At 61.6% G+C, this 25,221-nt stretch carries 22 protein-coding genes and 1 tRNA gene; 14 read left to right on the plus strand and 9 right to left on the minus strand.

Going from position 1 to position 25,221, the window contains the following annotated elements; all coding sequences use genetic code 11:
* The first annotated feature begins 67 nt into the window (after nucleotides 1-67).
* Complete coding sequence (gene dnaE / locus U3648_RS02380) at nucleotides 68-3,568, plus strand: DNA polymerase III subunit alpha (RefSeq protein ID WP_420857631.1); 3,501 nt, start codon at nucleotides 68-70, stop codon at nucleotides 3,566-3,568.
* Nucleotides 3,569-3,753: 185 nt separating this feature from the next.
* Here the strand turns inward: dnaE and U3648_RS02385 are convergent, their stop codons facing one another.
* Nucleotides 3,754-3,957, minus strand: a complete 204-nt coding sequence (locus U3648_RS02385; protein ID WP_420857632.1) for a SlyX family protein — start codon at nucleotides 3,955-3,957, stop codon at nucleotides 3,754-3,756.
* Nucleotides 3,958-4,070: 113 nt separating this feature from the next.
* Between U3648_RS02385 and hisS the strand changes: the two genes are divergently transcribed.
* The 3 genes from hisS to hisG are packed head-to-tail and all read left to right on the plus strand — an operon-like array spanning nucleotide 4,071 to nucleotide 7,338.
* Nucleotides 4,071-5,564, plus strand: coding sequence for a histidine--tRNA ligase (gene hisS / locus U3648_RS02390; protein ID WP_420857633.1), 1,494 nt, complete (start codon nucleotides 4,071-4,073; stop codon nucleotides 5,562-5,564).
* Nucleotides 5,561-6,649, plus strand: coding sequence for an ATP phosphoribosyltransferase regulatory subunit (locus tag U3648_RS02395; RefSeq protein ID WP_420857634.1), 1,089 nt, complete (start codon nucleotides 5,561-5,563; stop codon nucleotides 6,647-6,649). Before hisS ends, U3648_RS02395 begins: the two co-directional genes overlap by 4 nt.
* Nucleotides 6,646-7,338 (plus strand): ATP phosphoribosyltransferase, encoded by a 693-nt coding sequence (hisG, locus tag U3648_RS02400; RefSeq protein WP_420857635.1) that lies wholly within the window; start codon nucleotides 6,646-6,648, stop codon nucleotides 7,336-7,338. The genes U3648_RS02395 and hisG overlap by 4 nt, the downstream gene beginning before the upstream one ends.
* Here hisG and U3648_RS02405 read toward each other — a convergent pair.
* Nucleotides 7,333-7,764 (minus strand): DUF1489 family protein, encoded by a 432-nt coding sequence (locus tag U3648_RS02405; RefSeq protein WP_420857636.1) that lies wholly within the window; start codon nucleotides 7,762-7,764, stop codon nucleotides 7,333-7,335. The genes hisG and U3648_RS02405 overlap by 6 nt on opposite strands.
* A gap of 150 nt (nucleotides 7,765-7,914) precedes the next feature.
* On the opposite strand from U3648_RS02405, the gene U3648_RS02410 reads away from it, so the two are divergent.
* From U3648_RS02410 to U3648_RS02445, 8 genes are all read left to right on the plus strand, one after another.
* Entirely contained in the window at nucleotides 7,915-10,185 is a 2,271-nt protein-coding gene (locus tag U3648_RS02410; protein ID WP_420857637.1) for an adenosylcobalamin-dependent ribonucleoside-diphosphate reductase, read from the plus strand.
* 98 nt (nucleotides 10,186-10,283) lie between these two features.
* Nucleotides 10,284-11,222, plus strand: coding sequence for a lipid A-modifier LpxR family protein (locus U3648_RS02415; RefSeq protein WP_420857638.1), 939 nt, complete (start codon nucleotides 10,284-10,286; stop codon nucleotides 11,220-11,222).
* Between the two features lie 118 nt (nucleotides 11,223-11,340).
* Entirely contained in the window at nucleotides 11,341-12,420 is a 1,080-nt protein-coding gene (locus U3648_RS02420) for a Hint domain-containing protein (protein ID WP_420857639.1), read from the plus strand.
* Nucleotides 12,421-12,611: 191 nt separating this feature from the next.
* A complete protein-coding gene (rpsD, locus tag U3648_RS02425; RefSeq protein WP_420857640.1) occupies nucleotides 12,612-13,232 on the plus strand; it encodes a 30S ribosomal protein S4 in 621 nt (206 codons plus the stop codon).
* 159 nt (nucleotides 13,233-13,391) lie between these two features.
* Nucleotides 13,392-14,477: a histidinol-phosphate transaminase gene (hisC, locus tag U3648_RS02430; RefSeq protein ID WP_420857641.1), complete on the plus strand. Its 1,086-nt coding sequence runs from the start codon at nucleotides 13,392-13,394 to the stop codon at nucleotides 14,475-14,477.
* Nucleotides 14,477-15,397 carry a prephenate/arogenate dehydrogenase family protein gene (locus U3648_RS02435; RefSeq protein ID WP_420857642.1) on the plus strand — a complete coding sequence of 307 codons (921 nt, stop codon included), beginning with the start codon at nucleotides 14,477-14,479 and terminating at the stop codon, nucleotides 15,395-15,397. Before hisC ends, U3648_RS02435 begins: the two co-directional genes overlap by 1 nt.
* Before the next feature lie 71 nt (nucleotides 15,398-15,468).
* Nucleotides 15,469-16,566, plus strand: a complete 1,098-nt coding sequence (gene ychF, locus U3648_RS02440; protein WP_420857643.1) for a redox-regulated ATPase YchF — start codon at nucleotides 15,469-15,471, stop codon at nucleotides 16,564-16,566.
* Between the two features lie 67 nt (nucleotides 16,567-16,633).
* A tRNA-Ser gene (locus U3648_RS02445) sits at nucleotides 16,634-16,723 on the plus strand.
* A gap of 500 nt (nucleotides 16,724-17,223) precedes the next feature.
* Here U3648_RS02445 and U3648_RS02450 read toward each other — a convergent pair.
* Nucleotides 17,224-18,066: a hypothetical protein gene (locus U3648_RS02450; RefSeq protein ID WP_420857644.1), complete on the minus strand. Its 843-nt coding sequence runs from the start codon at nucleotides 18,064-18,066 to the stop codon at nucleotides 17,224-17,226.
* Between the two features lie 517 nt (nucleotides 18,067-18,583).
* On the opposite strand from U3648_RS02450, the gene U3648_RS02455 reads away from it, so the two are divergent.
* Nucleotides 18,584-19,597, plus strand: coding sequence for a hypothetical protein (locus tag U3648_RS02455; RefSeq protein ID WP_420857645.1), 1,014 nt, complete (start codon nucleotides 18,584-18,586; stop codon nucleotides 19,595-19,597).
* A 374-nt stretch (nucleotides 19,598-19,971) separates the two neighbouring features.
* Here U3648_RS02455 and U3648_RS02460 read toward each other — a convergent pair whose 3' ends face one another.
* The 6 genes from U3648_RS02460 to U3648_RS02485 all read right to left on the minus strand — a co-directional run bounded on the left by U3648_RS02460 (nucleotide 19,972) and on the right by U3648_RS02485 (nucleotide 23,833).
* Nucleotides 19,972-20,376, minus strand: a complete 405-nt coding sequence (locus U3648_RS02460) for a hypothetical protein (RefSeq protein ID WP_420857646.1) — start codon at nucleotides 20,374-20,376, stop codon at nucleotides 19,972-19,974.
* The gene (locus U3648_RS02465) at nucleotides 20,373-21,698 is read right to left on the minus strand and encodes a recombinase family protein (protein ID WP_420857702.1); all 1,326 of its coding nucleotides are present in this window, start codon (nucleotides 21,696-21,698) and stop codon (nucleotides 20,373-20,375) included. The genes U3648_RS02460 and U3648_RS02465 overlap by 4 nt, the downstream gene beginning before the upstream one ends.
* Nucleotides 21,698-22,123, minus strand: a complete 426-nt coding sequence (locus U3648_RS02470; protein WP_420857703.1) for a DUF2924 domain-containing protein — start codon at nucleotides 22,121-22,123, stop codon at nucleotides 21,698-21,700. The genes U3648_RS02465 and U3648_RS02470 overlap by 1 nt, the downstream gene beginning before the upstream one ends.
* 58 nt (nucleotides 22,124-22,181) lie before the next feature.
* Nucleotides 22,182-22,373: a hypothetical protein gene (locus U3648_RS02475; protein ID WP_420857647.1), complete on the minus strand. Its 192-nt coding sequence runs from the start codon at nucleotides 22,371-22,373 to the stop codon at nucleotides 22,182-22,184.
* A 222-nt stretch (nucleotides 22,374-22,595) separates the two neighbouring features.
* The gene (locus U3648_RS02480; protein WP_420857648.1) at nucleotides 22,596-23,510 is read right to left on the minus strand and encodes an ImmA/IrrE family metallo-endopeptidase; all 915 of its coding nucleotides are present in this window, start codon (nucleotides 23,508-23,510) and stop codon (nucleotides 22,596-22,598) included.
* A gap of 2 nt (nucleotides 23,511-23,512) precedes the next feature.
* On the minus strand, nucleotides 23,513-23,833 hold the full coding sequence (locus U3648_RS02485) for a helix-turn-helix domain-containing protein (protein ID WP_420857649.1): 321 nt from the start codon (nucleotides 23,831-23,833) through the stop codon (nucleotides 23,513-23,515).
* A gap of 158 nt (nucleotides 23,834-23,991) precedes the next feature.
* On the opposite strand from U3648_RS02485, the gene U3648_RS16305 reads away from it, so the two are divergent.
* A complete protein-coding gene (locus U3648_RS16305) occupies nucleotides 23,992-25,215 on the plus strand; it encodes a hypothetical protein (RefSeq protein ID WP_425474823.1) in 1,224 nt (407 codons plus the stop codon).
* Nucleotides 25,216-25,221: the final 6 nt, after the last annotated feature.

Below are 25,221 nucleotides of genomic sequence, written 5' to 3' on the forward strand. Positions count from 1 at the left end.
GCCGCATGATCCGCGGCAAGGCAACTGCGCTCTTTCACCGGCCACGGCACTGGGCTAGCTTGCGGCCATGTCGGCCAATCCAAAGTTCATCCACCTGCGCGTTCACACGGAATATTCGCTTCTTGAAGGGGCGGTTCCGGTCAAGAAACTTGCCGCGATGGCGGCCAAGGCGAACATGCCTGCCGTGGCGGTCACAGATACCAATAACATGTTCTGTGCGCTGGAATTTTCGGAATATTCCAGTGGCGCCGGGGTGCAGCCGATCATCGGCTGTCAGATCGATCTGGAATATGTGGCGCCAGAGCCGGGCAAGCGTCCCGACGCCCCCGCACCGCTGGTCCTGCTGGCCCAGTCCGAGGCGGGCTATGAACATCTGATGAAGCTGAATTCCTGCCTTTATCTGCGCACGGATGGGCAGCTTCCCCATGTCACGATAGAGGATCTTGCCGCAAACGCGGGTGACGTGATCTGCCTGACCGGCGGGCCCGACGGACCGGTTGGTCGATTGCTGCGGGCCGGGCAGCACGCCAAGGCGGAATCGCTGATGGCCCGGCTGAAGGATATTTTCGGCGACAGGCTTTATGTCGAATTGCAGCGCCACCCGACCGACGGCGGCCTGCCCGAGGCCGAGCGGCTGACCGAGCAGGGCCATGTGGAAATGGCCTATGCCATGGACCTGCCGCTGGTCGCGACGAATGATGTCTACTTTCCGGCCAGCGACATCTACGAGGCACATGATGCGCTGATCTGTATCGCCGAGGGCGCCTATGTGGACCAGCAGGAACCGCGCCGCAGGCTGACCCCGCAGCACTATTTCAAATCGCCCGAGGAAATGGCGACCCTGTTTGCGGACCTGCCCGAGGCGTTGGAAAACACGGTCGAGATCGCACGCCGCTGCGCTTTCAAAGCCTATAAACGCGCGCCGATCCTGCCGAAGTTCGCGGATGACGAGGTGCAGGAACTGCGTCGTCAGGCGGAACAGGGGCTCAAGGACCGGCTGGCGGTGATCCCCCATGCTGCCCCCGTTGCGGACTACGAGGCCCGGCTGGAGTTTGAATTGGGCATCATCGAAGGCATGGGGTTCCCCGGCTACTTCCTGATCGTTGCCGACTTCATCAAATGGGCCAAGGACCACGATATCCCGGTCGGGCCGGGCCGGGGGTCGGGCGCGGGCAGCCTTGTGGCCTATGCGCTGACCATCACCGACCTTGATCCGCTGCGTTACAGCCTGCTGTTCGAGCGCTTCCTGAACCCTGAACGGGTGTCGATGCCGGACTTCGACATCGACTTTTGCATGGACCGCCGCGAAGAGGTGATCCGCTACGTCCAGGAAAAATACGGGCGCGACAAGGTGGCCCAGATCATCACCTTCGGTGCGCTTCTGTCCAAGGCGGCGGTCCGCGACGTGGGCCGTGTTCTGCAAATGCCTTATGGGCAGGTTGATAAACTTTCCAAGATGATCCCCGTGGAGGGGGTCAAACCCGTCAGCATCGAAAAGGCGCTCGCCGACGAACCGCGCCTGCGCGAGGCGGCCAATTCCGAAGAGGTCGTAAACCGGCTTCTCACCTACGGGCAAAAGATCGAAGGGTTGCTGCGGAATGCCTCGACCCACGCCGCCGGGGTGGTGATCGGGGACCGTCCGCTGGATCAGCTTGTGCCGCTCTATCGCGACCCGCGGTCCGACATGCCCGCGACCCAGTTCAACATGAAATGGGTGGAACAGGCCGGTCTGGTAAAGTTCGACTTTCTGGGCCTCAAGACCCTGACCGTGGTGCAAAACGCCATCGACCTGATCCACAAATCCGGGCGGCAGTTGCACGAAGCCGCGGACGGCAGCCAGATCTATCAGCCCGCCGAAGGGGCCGAGAACCAGATCAACGCGATCCCGTTGGACGACGAAAAGACCTATGATCTTTACGCCCGCGCCAAGACGGTGGCGGTGTTCCAGGTGGAAAGTTCGGGCATGATGGATGCGCTCAAGCGCATGAAACCCACCTGCATCGAAGACATCGTGGCGCTTGTGGCGCTGTATCGTCCCGGCCCGATGGAGAACATTCCCACCTATTGCGAGGTGAAGAACGGCCAGCGCGAGTTGGAATCGGTCCATCCGCTGATCGACCATATCCTTGAAGAAACCCAAGGCATCATCGTCTATCAGGAACAGGTGATGCAGATTGCGCAGGTCATGGCGGGGTACAGCCTTGGCGGCGCCGACCTGCTGCGCCGCGCGATGGGCAAGAAGATAAAGGAGGCGATGGACGCCGAGCGCCCCAAGTTCGAATCCGGGGCCGCCGCCAATGGTGTGGACAAGAAGAAGGCGAGCGAGGTTTTCGACCTTCTGGAGAAATTCGCAAACTACGGGTTCAACAAATCCCACGCCGCCGCCTATGCGGTCGTCAGCTACCAGACCGCGTGGCTGAAGGCGAACCACCCGGTGGAGTTCATGGCGGGCGTCATGAACTGCGATATCCACCTGACTGACAAGCTGGCCGTCTATTTCCAAGAGGTGAAGAAGGGCCTTGGGATCGACTATATCCCGCCCTGCGTGAACCGGTCGCTCGCCACCTTCGACGTGAAGGACGGCAAGCTGGTCTATGCCCTCGGCGCGCTCAAGAACGTCGGCGCCGATGCGATGGGCCTGATCGTCGAGGGGCGGGGCGAAAAACCCTTTGCCACGCTTTTTGACCTTGCCCGCCGGGTCGACCTGAAACGGGTCGGCAAGCGACCGATGGAAATGCTGGCCCGCGCCGGGGCCTTTGATCAGCTTGATCCCAACCGCAGGCGTGTTTTTGAAAGTCTGGATGCGCTGGTCGCCTATTCGGCGGCGGTCCACGATCAGAAGAATTCAAATCAGGTGTCCCTGTTTGGCGAGGCTGGGGATGACCTGCCCGAACCGCGCCTGTCGGGCTGTGCCGATTGGCTGCCCGCCGAACGGTTGGCCGAAGAATTTAAGGCCGTGGGGTTCTACCTGTCGGGCCACCCGTTGGACGACTACCTTGCCCCGCTGAAGCGCAAGGGCGTCCTGACGCTGGACGAGGTGACGGCCAAGGCCGAACGCGGCGCCTGCATCGTCAAGATGGCCGGAACCGTTGCCGGGCGGCAGGAGCGGAAATCTGCGCGCGGCAACCGCTTTGCCTTTGTCCAGATGTCGGACCCGACGGGCAGTTTCGAAGTGACCCTGTTTTCCGACACGCTGGAGGCCTGCCGGGATTTCCTTGAGACCGGGGCGCAGGTGGTCATTCAGGCCGAGGCGACGATGGAGTCGGACCAGTTGAAGCTGCTGGGCCGGAGCGCGTCGCCGATTGACGTGGCGGTGGCCGATGCCGGGGCGACGGGGTTGAAGATTTACCTAGAAGAGGCGCAGGCGGTGCCGGTGGTGCAATCGGTGCTGGATCGTGCACTGGCCGACGGGGTGCGGGGCGGCAAGGGTCCGATCTATTTCTGCCTGATGGACCCCAGCCTGCCGGGAGAGGTGGAACTGGACCTTGGCCAATCCTACCCGGTGACGCCGCAGATCAAGGGCGCGCTGCGCAGCCTTGAGGGCGTTCTGGAGGTCGAGGAAATCTAGGGCGCTGTTGTCGCGGGAGCAAGGCCGCAGGCCGCCCGCGCATCGCCTGCCCGCCCCGGCGGGCTGGCGATTGGCAACCAACGCTCTGCCCCGGTCAGGTCACGCGAAAATTGAACGATAAACCGCCCTGCTTGGGCGTTGCATCGCCACCCCACGGGCAGGCAATGCGCCGACGACCGCCCTGCCTACCAATGCGGTGGGCGTTGATCGGCCAACGGCACGGTGCCGCCTGCATCCATTTCCCGCTCTGCCTCACGCTCCATCAGGATGTTCAGCCGCCGTTTCAGCAGGTCGATGTCCTTTTCCTGACGAGCGACCACGTCAGACAGGTCGTCGACGGTACGCAGCAGGTGCGCGATATCTTCTTCGATGCGGGTTGTGTCGGTCATGGCGCCATTTACCACGGCCCGCGCCGGGGCGCGAGAGGGGAAGCGCCGCAGCCGTTGCCCTTTGACCCAAGCCGCGATAAACGCGGCCCCGAACGATACCGCCCGAGGACACCATGGCCAAGGTCAAGAAAACCCCGCGCCCCAAGGCGGAAACGCCCAAGGGCTTCCGCGACTATTTCGGTGCCGAAGTCACCGAGCGCAGCGAGATGCTGCAAAAGATCGCCGGGGTCTATCATCGCTATGGATTCGAGGCGCTGGAATCGAGTGCGGTCGAGACGGTCGAGGCGCTGGGCAAGTTCCTGCCCGACGTTGATCGCCCGAACGAGGGCGTGTTCGCCTGGCAAGAGGACGCCGAGGGTGACAAACCCGGCGACTGGCTGGCGTTGCGCTATGACCTGACCGCGCCTTTGGCCCGGGTTTATGCGCAGCACCGCAACGACCTGCCAACCCCCTACCGCCGCTTCGCGATGGGTCCGGTCTGGCGCAATGAAAAGCCCGGCCCGGGCCGGTTCCGCCAGTTCTATCAATGCGATGCCGATACGGTCGGGTCCGGGTCGGTCGCGGCGGATGCCGAGATTTGCGCGATGCTGTCCGACACGCTGGAAGAGGTCGGCATCCCGCGCGGCGACTATGTGGTGCGGGTGAACAACCGGAAGGTTCTGAACGGGGTGCTGGAGGCGATGGGCCTTGGCGACGATCAGGACCGCAAGGATGCCGTCCTGCGCACCATCGACAAGTTCGACAAGGTCGGCGAGGAAGGCGTGCGCCAGCTTCTGGGCAAGGGGCGGCTGGATGCCTCGGGCGCCTATATCGACGGGGTGGGGCTTTCGGATGAACAGGCCGCGCCGGTTGTCGCCTTCCTGACGTCGAAAGGCGCGGACAATGCCGAAACGCTGGCCAACCTGTCGGACGCTGTTGGCGCCTCCGAGGTCGGGGCGCAAGGTGTTGCCGAACTGCGCGAGATCGCGGACCTTCTGGCCGCCGGTGGCTATGGGCCTGACCGCATTGTCATCGACCCTTCCGTCGTCCGTGGCCTTGGCTATTACACCGGCCCGGTGTTCGAGGCAGAGCTGACCTTTGAAATCCTTGATGAAAAGGGCCGCCCGCGTCAGTTCGGTTCGGTCGCCGGGGGCGGGCGCTATGACGATCTGGTCAAGCGCTTCACCGGGCAGGAAGTGCCCGCAACCGGTGTCTCCATCGGGGTGGACCGATTGCTGGCCGCACTGCGGGCCAAGGGGCGCATGGGCGGCACGGCGCAGGGGCCGGTCGTTGTGACCGTCATGGACCGCGACCGTATGGCCGATTATCAGGCGATGGTGGCGGAACTGCGGGGTGCCGGCATCCGGGCCGAGGTCTACCTTGGCAACCCCAAGAACTTCGGCAACCAGTTGAAATACGCGGACAAGCGCAATTCCCCCATCGCCGTGATCGAAGGCGGGGCGGAAAAGGACGCGGGCGTTGTGCAGATCAAGGACCTGATCCTAGGGGCCGAGATCGCCAAGAACGCCACGCTGGAAGAATGGAAAGACCGGCCCAGCCAGTACGAAGTTCCGCGCGCCGATCTTGTCGCCAAGGTCCGCGAGATTCTGGAAAGCCAGGGCCAGTGACCGCCGCCGCATCCGCCCGTGCCGAGGCCGCGCGCCTGTCGGATCTGTTCCGTGCCGCCGGGGGGCTGCCGGTCGAGGCTGACATCCTGCAGCCGGCCGAAACCCTGCTGGACCTTTATGGCGAAGATATCCGCGCCCGCGCCTATGTCACCGCCGACCCGCTGCGCGGGGAAATGATGTTGCGTCCGGACTTCACGGTTCCGGTGGTGCAGATGCATATGGAAAGCCGCGCCGAACCCGCCCGCTATACCTATGCGGGCGAGGTGTTCCGGCGGCAGGAAGAGGACACTGGCCGGGCCAGCGAATACCTTCAAGTCGGATACGAGGTCTTTGACGGAAAGGCCCCGGCAGAGGCTGACGCAGAGGTCTTCGCGTTGGTGGCGCAGGCGCTGGATGGGCTGCCGGTGCGTGCCTCGACCGGCGATATCGGTGTGCTGATGGCCGCGGTCTCGGGACTGAAGACGTCCGAGGCCCGCAAGGCCGCGCTGATGCGGCATATCTGGCGGCCGCGCCGGTTCCGCGCCCTCCTGGACCGCTTTGGCGGCAAGACGCCTGTGCCGGCCAGCCGCATCGCCCTTCTGGCCGAACCCGACCCCCGCGCCAAGGCAGGCCCGGATATGGGGCTGCGCGGCTGGGACGAGGTGTCGGCCCGGATCGACGCGTTGCGTGAAGATGCCGCCCTGCCGCCGATCTCGGCCGAGGAAATCGCACTTCTGGATGCGATCCTGTCTTTGCGGGAAACCTGCCCCAACGTCCTGTCGAACCTGCGTGACATCGCCGTGGACCTGCCAGCGATCAGCGCCGCTGTCACCCGGCTGGACGCACGGATCACCGCGCTGTTCAACCGGGGCGTCGAGGTGGATGCGCTTGATTTCGAAGGGAATTACGGCCGCACGTCGATGGAATATTACGACGGCTTCGTCTTTGGGTTCTACGCCGCCGGCCGCCCCGATCTGCCACCTGTCGCCACCGGCGGGCGCTATGACGCGCTGACGCGGGTGCTGGGGCAGGGCCGGGCCATTCCTGCCGTCGGCGCGGTTATCCGCCCCGAATTGGTGGTCGATCTGCGGGGGACGGGCCAATGACGGTGAAACTGGGCGTGCCGTCCAAAGGGCGGCTTATGGAAAAGACCTTTGACTGGTTCGGCGCGCGTGGCGTCAAGCTGGTCAAGACCGGGTCCGACCGGGAATATTCCGCAACGGTCGAAGGGATCGACGGGCTGGAACTGGTGCTGCTCAGCGCGGGCGAGATTCCGCGCGAACTGGCCGCGGGCCGGATCCATCTGGGCGTGACCGGGTCCGATCTGGTTCGCGAAAAGCTGGCCGGCTGGGAAAGCCGCGTGCGGGAACTGCAGCCGATGGGCTTTGGCGGGGCCGACCTGATCATCGCCGTGCCGCAGGCCTGGGTCGATGTGGACACGCTCGACGATCTGGACGCGGCGGCGGCGCAGTTCCGGCGCAACCACGGATTCCGCCTGCGTATTGCTACGAAATACCACCGGCTGACCCGCGATTTCCTGCGCGACAACGGGGTGGCGGACTATCGTCTGGTCGATAGCCAGGGCGCGACTGAAGGCACGGTAAAGAACGAAACCGCCGAGGCGATTGCCGATATCACCTCGACCGGTGAGACCCTGCGGGCCAACGGGCTGAAGATCCTGTCGGACGGGTTGATCCATTCCTCGCAGGCGACCCTGTTCAAAAGCCGCAGCGCTGATTGGGGACCGGAAAACCGGGCCACCCTCGACCGGCTGGAGTTCATCCTCGGGCTATAGCACCCCAATCTCGGCCAACTGGGCAGAAAGGTCTGCGGGCAGGGCGTCATCGTCGGCGCGGGCTGTGCCAAGGTCGATGGGGGCGTCCTCGGGTTTCAGGTAGCGCCAGCCTTGGAACGGGCGCTTCTGCGTGGGCGCGGTGCGGATCAACTCGGGGTCGAGCACGATGGCGCATCGGCGGATACCATCGCTGCCCTCGACCTCGTCCAGCCGCAGGATGCGTTGGCGGCACAGGATTTGCCCCTTGATCACCCAATAAATCGACCCGCCGTTCAGCACTTCTGCCTCGCGCTTGGGCCACATCCGGGTGACGTGGCGCGGCAGCCCGTCGGAGGTCTGTGCCTGCCGCATGGTCTGCCAATGGGCCAGATTGGCGATATCTTCGGTGCCGACCGATAGCTTGACGAGATGGACGGTGTTCTTCACGTGTTCCCCCTAGATGTGGTAGGGTAGGCCCCTGCCAACGATTCTGCCAGTGCCCGGGTATTTAGTGCCGCTGGGCGCTAGTCAAATCGGGGGACCCGCCCTATTGTGTGCCCTCTCACTGCGACTTCTGCCAAAGGATGCCCCCTGCCGATGACCCGTTTTGCTGCCCCCATCGCCGAACAGATCTGGGACATGAAATACCGCTTCAAGCAGGCGGACGGGACGCCTATTGATGCGACAGTCGAGGACAGCTGGCGCCGGATCGCGCGGGCGCTGGCAGCGGTCGAAAAAAACCCAAGTGACTGGGAAGACAGGTTTTATGCCGCGCTGGAGGATTTCAAATACCTGCCCGCCGGTCGGATCACCGCAGGCGCCGGAACCGCGCGACAGGTAACTCTGTTCAACTGCTTTGTCATGGGCACGATCCCCGACAGCATGGGCGGCATTTTCGACATGCTGAAAGAGGCCGCGCTGACCATGCAGCAGGGCGGCGGGATCGGCTATGATTTTTCGACCATCCGGCCCAAGGGCGCGGCGGTGCACGGGGTGGCGGCGGATGCCTCTGGCCCCTTGTCGTTCATGGACGTCTGGGACGCCATGTGCCGCACGATCATGTCCGCCGGGTCGCGCCGGGGCGCAATGATGGCAACGATGCGCTGCGACCATCCGGATATCGAGGATTTCATCACCGCGAAATCCGATCCGGCCCGTCTGCGCATGTTCAACATGTCGGTGCTGGTGACCGATGCCTTCATGGAAGCTGTCAAGGCGGATGGTAGCTGGGAGCTGAAATTCGGCGACCGCGTCTACAAGACGGTCGAGGCCCGCGATCTGTGGGACCGGATCATGCGGTCGACCTATGACTATGCCGAACCGGGCGTGATCTTCATCGACCGCATAAACCAGATGAACAACCTTGCTTATTGCGAGGATATCGCGGCGACGAACCCCTGTGGAGAACAGCCCCTGCCGCCCTATGGCGCCTGTCTGCTGGGGTCGATCAACCTTGCCCGGCTGGTCCACAGCCCGTTCGAAGACGCCGCCCATGTCTGCCTGACCGAGTTGAAAGAGCTGGTCGCGACCGCCGTGCGGATGATGGATAACGTGGTGGATGCGTCGCGCTTTCCGCTGGAGGCGCAGGCGCAAGAGGCACAGGCCAAACGGCGGATCGGGCTGGGGGTTACGGGCCTTGCCGATGCGCTATTGATGTGCGGTCTGCGTTATGGCTCGGAGGAGGCGGCGGCCAAGACCGAGGAATGGATGAAGGCCATCGCGCGTGCCTCCTATCTGGCCAGCGTCGATCTTGCGAAAGAGAAGGGCGCTTTTCCCCTGTTCGATAAAGACAAGTATCTGGCCTCTGGATCGCTGCGCGAGATGGATGAAGATGTGAAAACGGCAATCGCCGAACATGGCATCCGCAACGCGCTTCTGACGTCCATCGCGCCGACCGGGACGATTTCGCTTTATGCCGGGAACGTCAGTTCTGGGATCGAACCGGTTTTTGCCTATGCCTACACCCGCAAGGTCCTGCAAAAAGACGGATCGCGGACCGAGGAAGAGGTCGTGGACTATGCCGTGCAGATGTGGCGTGACAAGTTCGGCGATGCGCCGCTGCCCGATTACTTTGTGAACGCCCAGACGCTGGCGCCGCTGGACCACGTGCGGATGCAGGCGGCGGCCCAGAAATGGATCGACTCGAGCATTTCTAAAACGATCAACTGCCCCGAGGACATCAGCTTTGAGGCCTTCAAGGACGTCTATATGGAGGCGTTCGAGACCGGCTGCAAAGGTTGCACCACCTATCGCCCCAACGATGTGACCGGATCGGTGCTGAGTGTGTCTGAAGAGAAAGCCCCGGCAGATAGCCCGGCCGCCGTCGATGGGGGAGAGGTCGTCTATCTGTCCGAACCGCTGGATCGTCCGGCGGAACTGGAAGGCGCGACCTACAAGGTCAAATGGCCCGACAGCGAACACGCGATTTATATCACCATCAACGATCTGGTCGTCGGCGGCCATCGCCGCCCGTTCGAGATTTTCATCAATTCCAAGAACATGGAGCATTTCGCATGGACCGTGGCCCTGACCCGGATGATTTCGGCGGTGTTCCGGCGTGGCGGGGACGTGTCCTTTGTCGTGGAAGAGCTGAAGGCGGTCTTTGACCCGCGCGGAGGCGCCTGGATGAAAGGGAAGTACGTCCCGTCGATTCTTGCCGCCATCGGCGGGGTGATTGAAAAGCACATGATCTCGACCGGGTTTCTTGCGGGCGAAGGCCTGGGGCTGAAGGCCGATCCGCAAGCCGAAGTGATGCAGGTGAACGGCGCGCCACGTGGCAAGGCCTGTTCGTCCTGTGGGTCCTACGAGATGCGGATGGTCGAAGGGTGCATGACCTGCGCCTCTTGCGGCTATTCGAAATGCGGTTGATCCGCCGGGATCAGCGATCGCCATAAAAATGACATTCCGGGCGGTCATACGGGCCGTTCTGAACAGGGTATGTCGGAAATTGAAAGGTTGAACACGCCATGCGGTTTTATTGGCTGATCGGGGCTGTCGGAATTGCCCTTGGGGGCGCCCATCCCGCCACGACGCTTGACCTGTCGTTCGGGCTCGAGCGTGAGACACTTGGCGTCGGGCGCCTGTTCAACAATGACCAGTTCGGCGACACCTATGACCGCTGGCGGACCGGGTCCTATGTATTTTCGTTGGTGCGCGGGCCGGATTGGTCGGGTGACCTGCCTGGGGCGCCCGGCGAAATCATCGAATATCGCTTCCGGTCCGAAATCATCGCTCCGTCCCGCCTGAATGGACCGGGATCGGATGACCGCCCATATGTCGGTGCGCTGTCTGTCGGGGCGCATACTCATTTCACGCTGGGTCAGGCCGAGGCGAGCATCGGGGCCGACCTGACCGCCGTCGGGCCGCAGACCCGCGTGTCGGACCTGCAAGCAGCCTTCCACGATATGTTCAGCCTGCCGAGCCTGTCCAACGCGGTCGTCGACAACCAGATCGCCGACGCCTTCTATTTCAGCGGCACTGCCGAGCTTTCCTGGCCGCTGCACCTGTCGGAAACCACCGTACTGCGCCCCTTTGTCGAAGCGCAGGCCGGGGTCGAAGACATGGTGCGGATCGGTGGCGATATCATGCTGGGAGAGGCAGGGCAGGGCGGTCTGTGGCTGCGCGACGTTCCGACCGGACAGCTGTATCCGGGTATTACACCCCTTGCGCAGGGCGCGACCTACGTCCTTGGCATGGACTATGCCATTGTCGGCCAAAGCCGATACCTGCCTGAAGATGCGGGTGTCACCGCCCTGCCGGACCGGCTGCGGGTTCGGGCGATGGCGCATTGGCAATTGGGGCCCGAGGTCAGCTGGGGATACGGACTGACCTACCTGTCAGAGGAATTCGAAGGCCAGCCCGAGGGGCAGTTCGTCGGATCGGTGAAGCTGAATTTCAACTTCTGACCAAAAAGTTAACGCCTGTCCTTAAAGTATCTTGATTCGTCCGAATCAGGCTTGTTAGGTTCGCCCCGTAGCACCGCGCGACAAATGACGCGGGCACAGCATGAGGCAGAATACAGGCATGAAGACGGGCTTTCATGGCACGTTCGTCATTTCCTGGTCGCAAACCGAACTGGACGGAAGATGGTCCGCCCCGTTCGAAAACCTGAGGGTCGGAGCCGTTTGGGTCTGGTCCGGAGAGCCCGTTCGGGTTGATGGACCCGCGACGGTCCTGACGTTGGGTGAAGCGGCCGGAGAGGCAGATCTTCGCAGGCGGGCAGCGATGAGCGTCCGCCGGTTGCTGCGCGCGGTTGATGCGTCGGCGGCGGGGCTGCACCTGGATGGCGAAATCGCGGCCCCAGCGTTCGAACGCAGTTTCAACGTCACGGATGGGCGGTCCACTTGGACCGTTACCCTGATCGATGCCGGTTCCGGGCGACCGCCACTTTTGATGTTCACCGGGGAATTGCCGCCGCGCCACGCGGAACTGTGGATCGTGTCCCACAACATCGACCTTGATCAGCGCGACCAGTCCGCCGACCTGCCGGGCGGGGTCATCTGTTTCACTCCCGGCACGGAAATACTGACGGAACGTGGCCCGCGGCTGGTGGAACACCTGTCCGAAGGTGACATGATCCAGACCAAGGACAATGGCTGTCAGGAACTGCTTTGGATCGGCCAGCGGCGGATCACCGGCGCGCGTCTATATGCCATGCCGCATCTGTCGCCGATCCGGCTGCGCGAAGGGGCGCTGGACAAAGGCGTGCCAGACGCGGGCCTGCTGGTGTCGCCGGATCACCGGGTCATGGTGCGCGGCGCCAAGGCACGGGCGCTGTTCAATTGCGACGAGGTGCTGGCCACGGCCCGCGATCTTGTGAATGACGAAACGATCCTTGTGGACCATTCCGTGCGCGAGGTGACCTATATCCACCTGCTCTTGGAATGCCACGAAGTGGTCTTTGCCAACTCGGTCGAAACCGAAAGTTTCCATCCGGCTAGTGCCGCGCTGGACAATCTGGGTCTGGAAGAGCAGACCCGGCTTTACGATCTGTTGCCCGTGCTGCGCGGCGACCCGCAGGCTTATGGCAGTTATGCGCGCCGTGTTCTGTCGAAATCCGAGGCCGCGCTTCTGCGGCATGACGGGCGCCAGCGGGCGTCCTAGACCGCATTCGACAAGTTTTCTTCAGTGGGGCGGGGAAGGGCGTTGACTCTCCCCGCCCCCGCTATATAAGCCGCGCGTTCATTGGTGTTGGTGGCCCCCGCAAGGGGATGCCTGTCACGGGTCCGCCCGTAAGGACAACGCCCTTCATAGTGGCCCCCCGGGGCCTCGCATAACTCGAAGGAGATCAGACGGTGACCAAACGCACCTCTGCCAAGTATAAAATTGACCGCCGGATGGGCGAAAACATCTGGGGTCGTCCGAAATCCCCGGTCAACCGCCGCGAATACGGCCCCGGCCAGCACGGCCAGCGCCGCAAGGCCAAGCTGTCCGACTTCGGTCTGCAGCTGCGCGCCAAGCAGAAGCTGAAGGGCCACTACGGCGACCTGACCGAAAAGCAGTTCCGCCGCATCTACGCCGAAGCCGAACGGGTGAAGGGCGACACCGGCGAGAACCTGATCGGCCTGCTGGAGCGCCGTCTGGACGCCGTCGTCTACCGCGCCAAGTTCGTGCCGACCGTCTTTGCTGCCCGCCAGTTCGTGAACCACGGCCACGTGACCGTGAACGGCAAGAAGGTGAACATTCCTTCCTACCGTGTGAAAGAAGGCGACGTGATCGAGGTCCGTCAGAAGTCCAAGCAGATGGCGCTGGTTCTGGAAGCCTCGCAACTGCCGGAGCGTGACGTTCCCGATTATATCGAAGTTGACCATTCCAAGATGGTCGCAACCTTCGTGCGGACCCCGGGTCTGTCGGATGTGCCCTACGCGGTGCAGATGGAACCGAACCTCGTTATCGAATACTACGCGCAGAACTAAGGTTCGCGCCGATCCATTCGAGGGGCCGCGACGGGAAACCGCCGCGGCCTTTTCCTTTTTGCCACAGGGTTGGGGTAACCGGCAGATGCGCGGTCTTGACTCTGGAAAGCCAGTCGCCCCGCCGCTAAGGAAGGGCCTGGGATGTCAGGGAATACGGCCATGGCCAGCAAGATCAAACCGCAACCGGGGATCATGGAAATCGCGCTTTACAAAAGCGGCGAAGCCACGATTGCGGGCAAGACCGAGGTGTTGAAGCTTTCTGCCAACGAAAGCCCCTATGGACCGTCGGACAAGGCGAAAGCCGCTTTCGCCAAAACCGCCGCAACCCTTCATCGCTATCCCGGCACCGATCATGCCGACCTTCGGTCCGCTATTGCCGAGGTGCACGGTCTGGACCCCGCGCGGATCATCTGCGGCGTCGGCTCGGACGAGGTGCTGCAATTCGTGGCGCAGGCCTATGCCGGCAAGGGCGATGAGGTCATTCACACCGAGCACGGCTTTGCCATGTATCCGATCCTGGCCCATGCGGTCGGGGCGAAACCGGTTTGCGTGCCGGAAAAGAACCGTCGCGTGGACGTCGATGCGGTCCTGTCGGCCTGCACACCCAAAACACGGATCGTCTTTATCACCAACCCCGGCAATCCGACGGGGACGATCCTGTCCAAGAAGGATCTGGCCCGGTTGGCCAATGGTATCCCCGAAAAGGCGCTTCTGGTGCTTGACGGGGCTTATACCGAATTTGCCGATGGGTCGGACGGTGGCGCATCCCTGGTGGAGGCCCGCGAAAACGTCATCATGACCCGCACCTTTTCCAAGGCCTATGGGCTGGGTGGGTTGCGGATTGGCTGGGGCTATGCCCCGGTCGAGATCATCGAGGTGCTGAACCGTATCCGCCAGCCGTTCAACCTGTCCCCGACCCAATTGGCCACGGCCGAAGCGGCGGTGCGCGATCAGGACTGGCTGACCAAGGTCGTGACCGACAACGCCCGTAACCGCGCCTGGCTGGTCGAGGCGCTGAACGATATCGGTGTCGCAGCCGACGAAAGCCACGCGAATTTCGTCCTTGCGCGGTTCAATTCTGAAGAAGAGGCCGCGGGATGTGACGCCGCGTTGCGGGCCGATGGGATTATCGTGCGCCGGGTGGGGGGCTACGGCTTTCCGCAGGGGCTGCGGATCACGGTGGGCGAGGAATCCGCCTGTCGCCGCGTTGTCCACGTGATTGGCCAGTTCAAAGGGGTTCGCTGATGGCGCAGGTCTATGATCGGGTGGCCCTGATCGGTCTGGGGCTGATCGCCTCGTCGATGTTCTGGGCGATCAAGCGCGCCGGGCTGGCGGGCGAGGTGACGGGCTTTGCCCGGTCCGCCGAGACCCGCGCCACGGCCCGCGACATTGGCCTATGCGACCGGGTGTGCGACAGCGCGGCGGAGGCGGCCGAAGGTGCCGATCTTGTTGTGCTTTGCGTGCCCGTGGGTGCGATGGGGGCGGTCGCCGCCGAAATCGCGCCGGTGCTAAAGCCGGGCGCGACCGTGTCGGATGTCGGATCGGTCAAGAAATCGGTGATCGAGGCGGTCGGGCCGCATATCCCCGAGGGCGTGCATTTCATCCCGGCCCACCCGCTTGCGGGGACCGAACATTCCGGCCCCCGCTCGGGCTTTGCCGAGCTGTTCGACAACCGCTGGTGCATTCTCGTGCCCGAAGGCGCGGACGCGGCGGCAACGGCCCGCCTGCGGGCGCTGTGGGAAGGGATGGGGTCCAACGTCGAGGAAATGGATGCCGAACACCACGATCTTGTCCTTGCGGTCACCAGCCATACGCCGCACCTGATTGCCTATACGATGGTCGGCGTCGCCGATGACCTGCGCCGCGTGACCGACAGTGAAGTAATCAAGTATTCCGCCGCCGGTTTTCGGGATTTTACCCGGATCGCGGCCAGTGATCCGACCATGTGGCGCGATGTCTTCCTGACCAACAAGGAGGCGACGCTGGAGATCCTTGGCCGTTTCACCGAAGAGCTGTTCGCCTTGCAACGGGCGATCCGCACCGGCGATGGCGACCACCTGCACGCCTATTTCACCCGGACCCGCGCCATCCGCCGCGGGATCATCGAGGCCGGGCAGGACACCGATGCCCCGAACTTTGGCCGGACCCCTGCGAAGAAAGGCTGACGCCTTGCTTGCATGGCCCCTTCGGGGGCCGTAGAAGCGCCCGGAACATTCTTCGCGCAAAGGACCGGGACATGGGTTTCAAGATGGGCATCGTGGGTCTGCCGAACGTCGGCAAGTCGACCCTTTTCAACGCGCTGACCAAGACCGCCGCGGCGCAGGCCGCGAACTTCCCCTTCTGCACGATCGAACCCAACGTGGGCGAGGTCGCGGTGCCCGATCCGCGACTGGACAAGCTGGCGGAAATCGCCGGGTCCAAGCAGATTATCCCGACCCGGATGACCTTTGTCGATATCGCGGGCCTCGTGAAAGGCGCCTCCAAGGGCGAGGGCCTCGGCAACCAGTTTCTGGCCAATATCCGCGAATGCGATGCCATCGCCCATGTGGTCCGCTGTTTCGAAGACGGCGACGTGACCCATGTCGAGGGCCGGGTTGATCCGGTCGACGACGCGCAGGTGATCGAGCTGGAACTGATGTTCGCCGATCTGGAAAGTATCGAAAAGCGCCGCGCCAACCTCGTCCGCAAGCTGAAGGGCAACGACAAGGAGGCACAGCAGCAGGACCGGCTGCTCGCCGCCGCGCAAGAGGCGCTGGAAAACGACCGTCCCGCCCGTTCGGTTCAGGTGGACGCCGAGGACGCCAAGGCGTGGAAGATGCTGCAACTACTGACGCAGAAACCCATCCTCTACGTCTGCAACGTCGAGGAAGAGAACGCCGCCACCAGCAATGCCCACTCCAAGGCGGTCGCTGAAATGGCCGCGGCGCAGGGCGCAGGGGCCGTCGTCATCTCGGCCAAGATCGAGGAAGAGATCAGCCAGCTGGATGCGGAAGAGGCCGAGATGTTCCTTGGCGAAATGGGGCTGGATGAGGCCGGTCTGGACCGGTTGATCCGGGCGGGCTACGAGCTATTGCACCTTGAAACCTACTTCACCGTCGGCCCGAAAGAGGCCCGCGCCTGGACGATCCGCCAGGGTACGCTTGCGCCGCAGGCCGCCGGGGTGATCCACGGGGATTTCGAACGCGGGTTCATCCGGGCCGAAACCATCGCCTATGATGATTTCGTGGCGCTGGGTGGGGAACAGGGCGCCAAGGAAGCCGGCAAGATGCGGGCCGAAGGAAAGGGCTACACCGTCAAGGACGGCGACGTTCTGCACTTCCTGTTCAACACCTGATCCGGATCGTCATTTTCCCGCATTCGCCCTCTTGCCCCCCTGCACGTGTTTCATTAGACGGGTCAGCGGAGCTGTGGCCGAGTGGTCGAAGGCGCTCCCCTGCTAAGGGAGTAGGCGGGAAACCGTCTCGAGGGTTCGAATCCCTTCGGCTCCGCCACAAACCATTCGCGAACCCGAGACGAGGCCCCAGAGCGGGCCTTTTTTCTTTTTTTTCAAAGGGGTTTAGCGAGGCCATCCGACTTTCGGAGACTGGCGTTTTGACCAGAACCGGTCTCTGAACGACCCGTGTCTCCTTTCACCCGCCCTTCACTCAAATCGAGACGCATTCAAAAAGGCACGCCTTTTCAAGTGCTTGCCAAAAATGGATTACGCCGCAGTTGAGGTGGGTTCGACCGCTGTCGAAACTGTCAGAGACACCCGAAGGCGGCGTGGTTGTGCGGGTATCAGCGGTGGGTCAAGGGGCCCGAGGTCGCTCGGGGCGGGGAGTGGACGGATGAAGCTCTCAGCGCTGATCTTCGGAAGCACGCAGTTTGGACGCTCTGCTAGTTCAAGAGGGGCGGGGAACCTGTCGACACGAAGAGCCCAAATGGGTTGCCTGCGGCGTGGGAAGAACGCGCTCCGCAGGAAATTTCGCGATGACCCTTTCGGGCGCTCAGCTCAGCACGACGAAACCGTCACCGCTGCCTTTTCCATCCCACCCTTCTTCAGGATGTCGTACTGGAAGCGGACGGCACCTCCAACCTCGATCAGATGGCTGAAGTTCGGGTCGGCGCATGCTGCATTGCTGAGCGTGCCGGTCATCGCCAACTGGAAGGTCTCGGGTGAAGCGTTGTCGAAGACATCGCCAAACACCTGATACTGCAGCACCAGCGTCATGCCTTCGCTTTTTGCGCCCATCAGCATGGTGTTCTTGTCGATGACGGCCGGTGCCGCCGCGTCGTTGATCATCGCCGTGATCTTGACTGCTCGAGCAGGTGCGAGGTCTGCAAGGTTGGGTTGGATATTTCCCTCTTTGCCGATGACCTGAAGAAACACCCCCGGCAACATGGCAACCACAGCAAGCGCGATGAACACGACGGTGCGAATGAGCGAGACCCAGATCGGACGCGCTGCTGTCCGCTTGTTCTCAGGGCCCTTGAAGATCAGGACAAGGTTTACCAGCGGGATGGCGGCCATGTAGGCGTTCCCGGCGTTTCCGTATACATCGACCGAGCGGCGTCGTGACGCGAAAGCTAGGAGAAGCCCGACCGCGGCCATAACTGCAAGGTACACCCAGCTAGCTGTGTCGACGTTGGTCGCTGAGACGGCCGCCCAGAGGCCCGGCGCGCCATTCCAGATGGCCGCGGTGAATACCACAATCAGACCGTAGACGAGGCGGCCCATTGCTTTGGGCTCGCGGTCGAACGTCGACGAGACGGCAAGGCCGACTACGAAAAGGAAAAGAACGAAAATGAAGCGGCCGAAGTAGTTACTCGTCATGCCAAGAATGATTTCGGTCATAAACACCTCGGTTTTTTGAATTGACTGCCTTTGCCGCAGTCTCAGATTAACATTAAACCCGTGTAGGGAAAATCTTGCAAGACCTTGTAGATCGCTCATTCCCGCTTCGGGCTTGATCGATCGATCGATCGGATCACGAGCGTGACCAACGCGTGCGTCACAAGTAAGCTCCTCCCGTATACTTGGACAGATTTACGGCCAAGTTAAGTTACTGCCTGCGCCTGCTGATCGATTTCGATGGTGTTGAAGTGAACCGCGGCGGGCGTCCGCCATGGGCGAAGTGGGGCCGCTGGTGGTTGTGGAAGGTGATCCAGAGCCCGATGCCGGTTCTAGCCTGCGATCCGGTATCTCAGGCGTGCGGGTAGAGACCAGCAGACGTCAGATCGTAGATTCCGTCACTGTCCGAATTTCGGTGAGGAGCTCATTTGTTATCGGCGAAAATCCAACTTTTCGCAGTCCGCTTCAGCCGTTAGTCTTACTTGGCGCAAGTGACCCTCATTGACCGGCAGGATTTACCATGAAGACATTTTTCGGATTTTTGCTTTCCGCCTTTGCCATGCTCAGCGGTCCTTCGTTCGCACAAAGCACTCTTGATCCTTCCGTCGTGGTGCTGAACCGTCAGTCCGTCGCACTGGCTTCGTCAGTCTACGGCTACGTTTCTGGCCAGACCCTAGTCCTTGATCTGATTGCCGAGCAACACCCCGACCTTGCGCGGGACACTGAGCGCCTGAAGGTCCTCTTTTCAGCCGCCTACGGCGATCCCTCCGCTCGTGCCTACGCAGTTCTTGCAGCCGCTATTCCTGGCGCTGAGCAGCGCGACAGCATGCTGAGCCAGATGGTCGCGCAGCTCGATGGCACGCTGCGTCGGTCCTACTCCCGCGATGAGAGCATCGCCTTCCTTCAGGAAGTCCAGGCCCGCATCCAGGGGCAGATCGCCTCGCCCGTTCTGGAAGGTATCCTTTGGCTTAAGTACGCTGAACAGCCCGGCGCGGAGATCGCCGAGCGCCGCTACCGCGAGTTTAGCTCGGAGGGCCTGCCGAAGTCGCTCGGGTCCACTGTCAATCTGAAGGTTCCGGTGAGCTGGCTTGGTAAGGATGGCGACCGGCCGCACATCGTACAGAGTTGGACCAACCAGAATGGCACCGGCGGGATCTTCATCGCGCTCATGATCCGGGACGTCGGTCCTGCCCCCATTACCGACGCGGATATCAAGGAAGCGTTCGACCAGCCCGACTGGGACGCTTTCATGGTCGGTGGTGGTGAACTGATTGAAGCGAAGCCTGTCGTTATCGAGAACCGGAGCGCGATCCGGATCGACCAGACGGCGAATATGCAGCGGCTCGATGTAACCCTGCCTACGGCTATGCGAAGCTACATGGTGCCGCAAGGGACCAACCTCGTGATCCTGCAGTGCATGGCCTTCGCGGACCCGACGAAGCCGTCTGTGGATGAGCTTCCCCCTGATTACGGTCGCATGACGTCAGTGTGTGATGCGGTAGCCAACACAATTGTCTTCCCGGACGATTATTGAGATCAGACGGTTCGACAGAGCTGCAGCTGCCAAATTCGAGGGCTCTTCGGGTTCCATTGCCTGATGACTCGCATCAATGCCGAGACGCAAAAATTACAATCGCATGGGGCCTTTCTCCGAAAATAGAGTTCTTTTTCCTGTGCGCCCTGCGAGAGGGAAGGCGCGCCGCGCCCTATCCAGTGCCAAGGAAGCTAAGGGCCGATCTTTTCTGGGCTTGGGCCGGGTTCGCGACGTCGTCGCCGCACCTGCAAAGGTCCGCTTCGTCCCCTCAACATCGTTGGTCCGCCAGGAATTGCTGCGCAACGCACATACGGCCGCTGTGGGGGGGGCGCACTTCGGTCTGCTGAAAAAACCGACCGTCCGCTCAGGACCGATCAAGTCGAATTGGCTGCGCAGTCGCCAACTGCTCGCCCCACCTGCTCCCCCCAAGGCTCCCCGGCCAGAAAACACAGGTCATAGAGGCTGACCGCCATGGCCTCCCGCTTGCAGACTAACCGCTTCAACACCCCGGGCGCGAGATAAGCCAACCGCAACTGACGGCTTACGTGCCGTTCAGCCAAACCGACGGCTTCGGCCAGTTCCTGGATCGTGCCGAACTCACCGGCCTCCATTCGCCGTCGCCAAGCCCAAGCCCGTCCTATGGCGCGCAGGACATGCGGGTCCTGCGTCTGGTCTTCGCTCGGTAAATAGTCGGCAGGCGGCAGGATTTTTGGCCGTCCGTTCTTTCTACGGACTTTCAACGGGATCAGGACGCGAATTGTGTCATCGGCATGGGTCATTCGGCGGCCTCAAGTTTACGTGGTGCGACCATCTCGCGGATGACGCCCGCTATTCCCTCTCGGCGAATATCGACCTCAAGCCCTGCTGCGGTGACGGTGACGCGCCGCACCAGAAGCTGGATGATCCTTGCCTGCTCAGCCGGGAACAATTGCGCCCAGAGCGCGCTGAACTCATGCAATGCCGCGATGGCGTCGGCTTCCGAAACTGCGCCCTGTTCCTTTTTCAAGGCCACGAGCACCTGCGATACCACCTCCGGCGTCTGCAGAATGCGCCGAACCTCGCTCACGACCGCATCCTCGACCATTCCTGCCGCCAGCCGCATCGGGGCGGTCTCTTCGCCGGTCTCGCGGTTCCGGATCACGTCCATCGACACATAGTAGCGATAAAGCTTCGCGCCTTTCTTCGTGCTGGTGGGCGTCATGGCAGCGCCGGTGTCGCTGAAGATCAGCCCTTTCAGGAGCGCGGATGTCCGCGACCGGCTGTTGTTGGCCCGTTTGCGGGGGCTTTCCTTGAGGATTGCGTGGACTTGATCCCAGAGTGCCTCGTCGATGATTGCGTCATGCTCGCCGGGGTAGGCCTTGCCCTTGTGGACGGCCTCACCGCGATAAACACGGTTGTTCAGGAGCCGGTAGAGGTAGCCTTTGTCTATCAGCGTGCCCTGCTTGTTGCGGAAGCCGTCGCGGCGAAGCTCGCGCGCCAAAACCGTGGCGGAGCCGAGTTCCACAAACCGCCCAAAGATGCGACGGACTGATGCGGCCTCGGCCTCGTTCACCAAAAGTTTGCGATCCTGCACATCGTAGCCAAGCGGCACATAGCCCCCCATCCAGATCCCTCGCTTGCGCGATGCTGCCACCTTATCGCGGATGCGCTCACCGATGACCTCACGTTCGAACTGGGCAAAGCTGAGCAGGATATTCAGCGTCAGCCGCCCCATTGAGGTTGTGGTGTTGAACGACTGCGTCACCGACACGAAGGTGACACCGTTGCGGTCGAAGACCTCGACCAGCTTGGAGAAATCCATCAGCGAGCGCGACAGCCGGTCGATTTTGTAAACGACCACGACATCGACCAGACCATCGTCGATGTCGGCTAGCAATTGCTTCAGGCCGGGGCGTTCAAGGTTGCCGCCAGAAAACCCACCATCGTCATAGCGGTCGCGGGTGGCCACCCATCCCTCGGACTTCTGACTGGCGATATAGGCCTCGCAGGCCTCTCGCTGGGCGTCGAGGGTATTGAACTCCATGTCGAGCCCTTCTTCCGTCGACTTACGGGTGTAGATCGCGCAGCGCAGGCGACGGTTGGGGCGGGCGTTAATGTCCATCATGCTTCCTCCTGCTTGCGTTCACGCAGCCCGAAAAAGCGATACCCATTCCAGCGTGTTCCGGTGATTGCGCGGGCCACCGCCGAGAGTGATTTGTATTTGCTGCCCTGCCAGTCGAAGCCGTCCTTCAGCACTGTGACCGTATGCTCGGCGCCGTCCCATTCACGCAGGAGTTTCGTTCCGGCCACAGGATTGCGGGGATCGGCGATCTGATGTTTGCGGCGGGCATGGCCTTCAACCTCGTCTGCCAGCAGATCCAGCATGCGGCGGGTTTCCCGATCTGGGCCGCCGTAGGTCAGCTCCTGGATCCGATAGGCGATCCGAAGTTCAAGAAATGCCCGGCTGTTGTTCGGCGCCGAAGTGCCAATCAGCTTCTCCCATTGGGCTTTGAGTTCCTTGACCGACATCGCTTTCAGGGCGGCCATGCGCGACAGCACCGTCTGGTCCAGGTTTGGATCGCTTCCTGGTAATGCTGGGGTTATCTTATTGTGATGCTTCATTAATTCCTCCGATGCGGATACGTTTTGCACGACGACCACCGCTCTTTCGGGGCGAGAAGTCCACAAAACTGTCTCCGTTCTCAGAAGATAAATCGCTGGACTGTTCGGCGTTCAGCCGAACCACGGCTGCAGCGAGGATGCGGCCAATTTCTTCGAGGCGCGCGTCCGCTGACATGCGCTCAGGACATAGGGGATTGGGACCCGAAATCGGGCCTGATGTGTTTTTGGGCATGGCGACTTTTCGCGATTGTGATGATGCCCAAAAGGTATCCCAAAATCCAGAAAACACAAGTAATTCAATATTTTACGGACATCTTCGCCCTGCGCGTAGATCCTCGTATCTCTGCGTAATGAATATGCGAGTGCGCGGAGTGCCGATCGTTGTCGCTGAGCCGAATCAGCCTGTCCGACCGTCCATGAATTTGTCGAACGTATCGACGGTCTGCTCTTCTTCCAGCTCGGCCACCTCCCACCGTGAGGGCGCGCGGTCAGGATAAAGCAGCAGCGAGATCGTCATCTGGTCGTTACTGGGCGAGAACACTGTCATTTCATGGACGGGCTCAGACCCCAACCAGACACCTGCGGGGTGGAGGTGACCATGGCGACCAGTGTCCCAGTCCACTTCCTGCGCGGCCAAGGAGGCGGCTGGCAGTTCCGTTACTGTTTGGCGTGCCCGGTAAAAGATACCGGATTTCAGCAACGGCTCGCTGGACCATGCCCAGTCGATGAATCCCTCCTTGCCAACCACGATCATCGCCCGCTTGTCGGTGATGGTCATCCATTTCAGGATCGCCGCCGTGAGCGACACGGCATAGCGGTCAGACAAATCAGTCATCACATCGATATCGATGACGCGTCCCTTGATCTGCTCACGGAAATCGTCGAGCGGCATCAACAGGTAGGAGGCGAAGGTATTGGCCTCACCTTCGATCTTATTCCGCCCCTCATCCCAGTCAGCCATGTTGCGATTGGTGCATTCGAGACCGTTGGGATTGGTCTGCCGGTGCAGCAGGTAATGGCCCAGTTCATGGGCCAAAGTGAAGTTCCGCCGCCCCGGCGAACGGATCGTGTCGTTGTAAATGATGCCCCACTCTCCGGAACCATCAGGGCTCGGCATCAACATGCCCTCGACGCCTTTAGACAGGTCAAGGCCGCCGACCATAGTTATCGGTGCATCTGGAAATACCTGTCGTGAGACATCCTGTGCTAGCGCAGCCACATCAATTGGAAACCGCGGCAGCCCATGGGCTGCCTGATGCAGCGACAGGATCTTGGTCAGGCGGATTGCCCAACCCTGTGGCGTCGTGGGCAAGCTCAATCCTTCTTTCCCCACATATCGATCATCTGATTGATCTTCGCCTGGTCGTCTGGGGCGAGCTTGCTGAACTTGCGGAAGAAGGCTTCCTTTAACACCTCATCACCGGGTTCTGCGCTTTCGTCGAGGAGGTAATCAGTCGTGACCTCTAGGGCCTGAGCAATCCGGGTCAATTTTTCTCCCGACGGCTTGCGTGCGTCGCGGTTTTCCAACTCCCAAATGTAGCTCTTGCTCGAGTCGGTCAATTCCGCGAGCTTGTCGAGGGAGTATCCCTTCTCCTGGCGGTGGCGCTTGATCTTAGCGCCGAGGGACGTGGTCATAGTATCATCCTTGTTTTCCTTGGCTGTAGGAAGCTTGTTCGGTATGCCGAACAAAAACGTGCCGCGCAAGTAGACTTGGCAGTTTGTTCGGTATATATCGAACAACATCGTATCGCTTTGCGCCGATTCCCTCATCCTCCTCGCCAGAAAGGGCTCCCATGACTGCTATCGCCTCCTTCCTCCGCAAGACCCCCGTCACCCGTTTGCATGACTATTTTACCGGCTCCGGGTTCACATCCCTTCCACCTGTCGATTGGACCAAGCCTGAGGCGGAGCTCGTCGAACCGCTGATCAAAGCAGTCGACGACATGGACGATCATGAAAAACAACGCGTTGTCATGAATGCCAGTCAGGTCGCTGCTCTCGCGGACGAACCGGGCCAGAATGCGCTGCAGAATGTCGTCATCAACCGGCAGGTGTTCGACACGCTGGAGGGGGCTAATAATCGTTCGCTGTGGGTGTTTTTGAATGAACCAGACCAGTTTCGTAAGGCTGAAGAGGTCCGCTACAATGATGAACGGCGCCGTGGCCGGTCATGGAGTGGCTTTGAAGTAGAAAAGGACCGTGTGGTCCGCCGGGATGCTGTATCGGTAGCTGACTTCACCAAGGCAATCCGCGAGCGTTTCGACACGCCGCATGTTCATGTCGATGTTTTCGACCGGCACCGCGTCATCCTCGATGATCAGGAATGCGATCTCGTTCAGGTCGCTGTCTATCGCGAAGGGCGGCCGGAGGACATGCTTGGGTTCGACGCGAACAGCACATTGTCCTGCCGCATCGTGAAGCCGGTTTTTGAGGCTGCGCTGACTTACGAGGCGGATACCGGCGTCATAGAGGTGGTGGCCAATACAGTTGCAGACCGGAGGGATCTCACTGCCTACATGGCGCGGGACCTGCTTGGGATCGACTTCGAAGAAAAGCATATACCGCTGCGGGAATACGATCTTGGGATGCTGTTGAAGCCCTTTGACTTCCCGACTGACGTTGATGACGGCATCGCGGACGTCACCGTGAAAGAATTGCGTCTTATGGAGGTTGGCCAGCCTAACGAGCGGATCATCCTCGAATCCATGTCGGGCGCCGACCGCACGGTGTGGGAAATGGCAGAAGAAAGAATTGGGCTCGACATTGGCAGTTCGGGGCATGTCCTGTCCGTTGCATCTGAAGCGCCTGAATGGATCGTCACGCGCGCGCGGTTCACAATCAAGTTTCAGCCCGGCCCGAGCGGCGGGCGGGGCAAATCGTTGACGCTGACGGTGACCATGCCACATGGCTGCAACTTGAAGGACATGACCCCGCATGAGCGCCTGATCGGCGACAAGTATCTTCGCCGTTGGGGCATTCTGACCGACAGCGCCGACATCGGTGACCTCATTGACTAAGCGGGC

This window comes from Marivivens marinus, assembly GCF_035969385.1.
Classification (GTDB): domain Bacteria; phylum Pseudomonadota; class Alphaproteobacteria; order Rhodobacterales; family Rhodobacteraceae; genus SELP01.

What these genes read in the sequence shown, in the direction of transcription:
- U3648_RS02485 (WP_420857649.1), bottom strand. Translation starts at nt 23,833, where the DNA reads ATGACCACGTCCCTCGGCGCTAAGATCAAGCGCCACCGCCAGGAGAAG.
- ychF (WP_420857643.1), top strand. Translation starts at nt 15,469, where the DNA reads ATGGGTTTCAAGATGGGCATCGTGGGTCTGCCGAACGTCGGCAAGTCG.
- U3648_RS02475 (WP_420857647.1), bottom strand. Translation starts at nt 22,373, where the DNA reads ATGTCAGCGGACGCGCGCCTCGAAGAAATTGGCCGCATCCTCGCTGCA.
- U3648_RS02385 (WP_420857632.1), bottom strand. Translation starts at nt 3,957, where the DNA reads ATGACCGACACAACCCGCATCGAAGAAGATATCGCGCACCTGCTGCGT.
- hisC (WP_420857641.1), top strand. Translation starts at nt 13,392, where the DNA reads ATGGCCAGCAAGATCAAACCGCAACCGGGGATCATGGAAATCGCGCTT.
- U3648_RS02465 (WP_420857702.1), bottom strand. Translation starts at nt 21,698, where the DNA reads ATGGACATTAACGCCCGCCCCAACCGTCGCCTGCGCTGCGCGATCTAC.
- U3648_RS02415 (WP_420857638.1), top strand. Translation starts at nt 10,284, where the DNA reads ATGCGGTTTTATTGGCTGATCGGGGCTGTCGGAATTGCCCTTGGGGGC.
- dnaE (WP_420857631.1), top strand. Translation starts at nt 68, where the DNA reads ATGTCGGCCAATCCAAAGTTCATCCACCTGCGCGTTCACACGGAATAT.
- U3648_RS16305 (WP_425474823.1), top strand. Translation starts at nt 23,992, where the DNA reads ATGACTGCTATCGCCTCCTTCCTCCGCAAGACCCCCGTCACCCGTTTG.
- hisS (WP_420857633.1), top strand. Translation starts at nt 4,071, where the DNA reads ATGGCCAAGGTCAAGAAAACCCCGCGCCCCAAGGCGGAAACGCCCAAG.
- U3648_RS02435 (WP_420857642.1), top strand. Translation starts at nt 14,477, where the DNA reads ATGGCGCAGGTCTATGATCGGGTGGCCCTGATCGGTCTGGGGCTGATC.
- hisG (WP_420857635.1), top strand. Translation starts at nt 6,646, where the DNA reads ATGACGGTGAAACTGGGCGTGCCGTCCAAAGGGCGGCTTATGGAAAAG.
- U3648_RS02420 (WP_420857639.1), top strand. Translation starts at nt 11,341, where the DNA reads ATGAAGACGGGCTTTCATGGCACGTTCGTCATTTCCTGGTCGCAAACC.
- U3648_RS02460 (WP_420857646.1), bottom strand. Translation starts at nt 20,376, where the DNA reads ATGACCCATGCCGATGACACAATTCGCGTCCTGATCCCGTTGAAAGTC.
- U3648_RS02450 (WP_420857644.1), bottom strand. Translation starts at nt 18,066, where the DNA reads ATGACCGAAATCATTCTTGGCATGACGAGTAACTACTTCGGCCGCTTC.
- U3648_RS02455 (WP_420857645.1), top strand. Translation starts at nt 18,584, where the DNA reads ATGAAGACATTTTTCGGATTTTTGCTTTCCGCCTTTGCCATGCTCAGC.
- U3648_RS02410 (WP_420857637.1), top strand. Translation starts at nt 7,915, where the DNA reads ATGACCCGTTTTGCTGCCCCCATCGCCGAACAGATCTGGGACATGAAA.
- U3648_RS02470 (WP_420857703.1), bottom strand. Translation starts at nt 22,123, where the DNA reads ATGGCCGCCCTGAAAGCGATGTCGGTCAAGGAACTCAAAGCCCAATGG.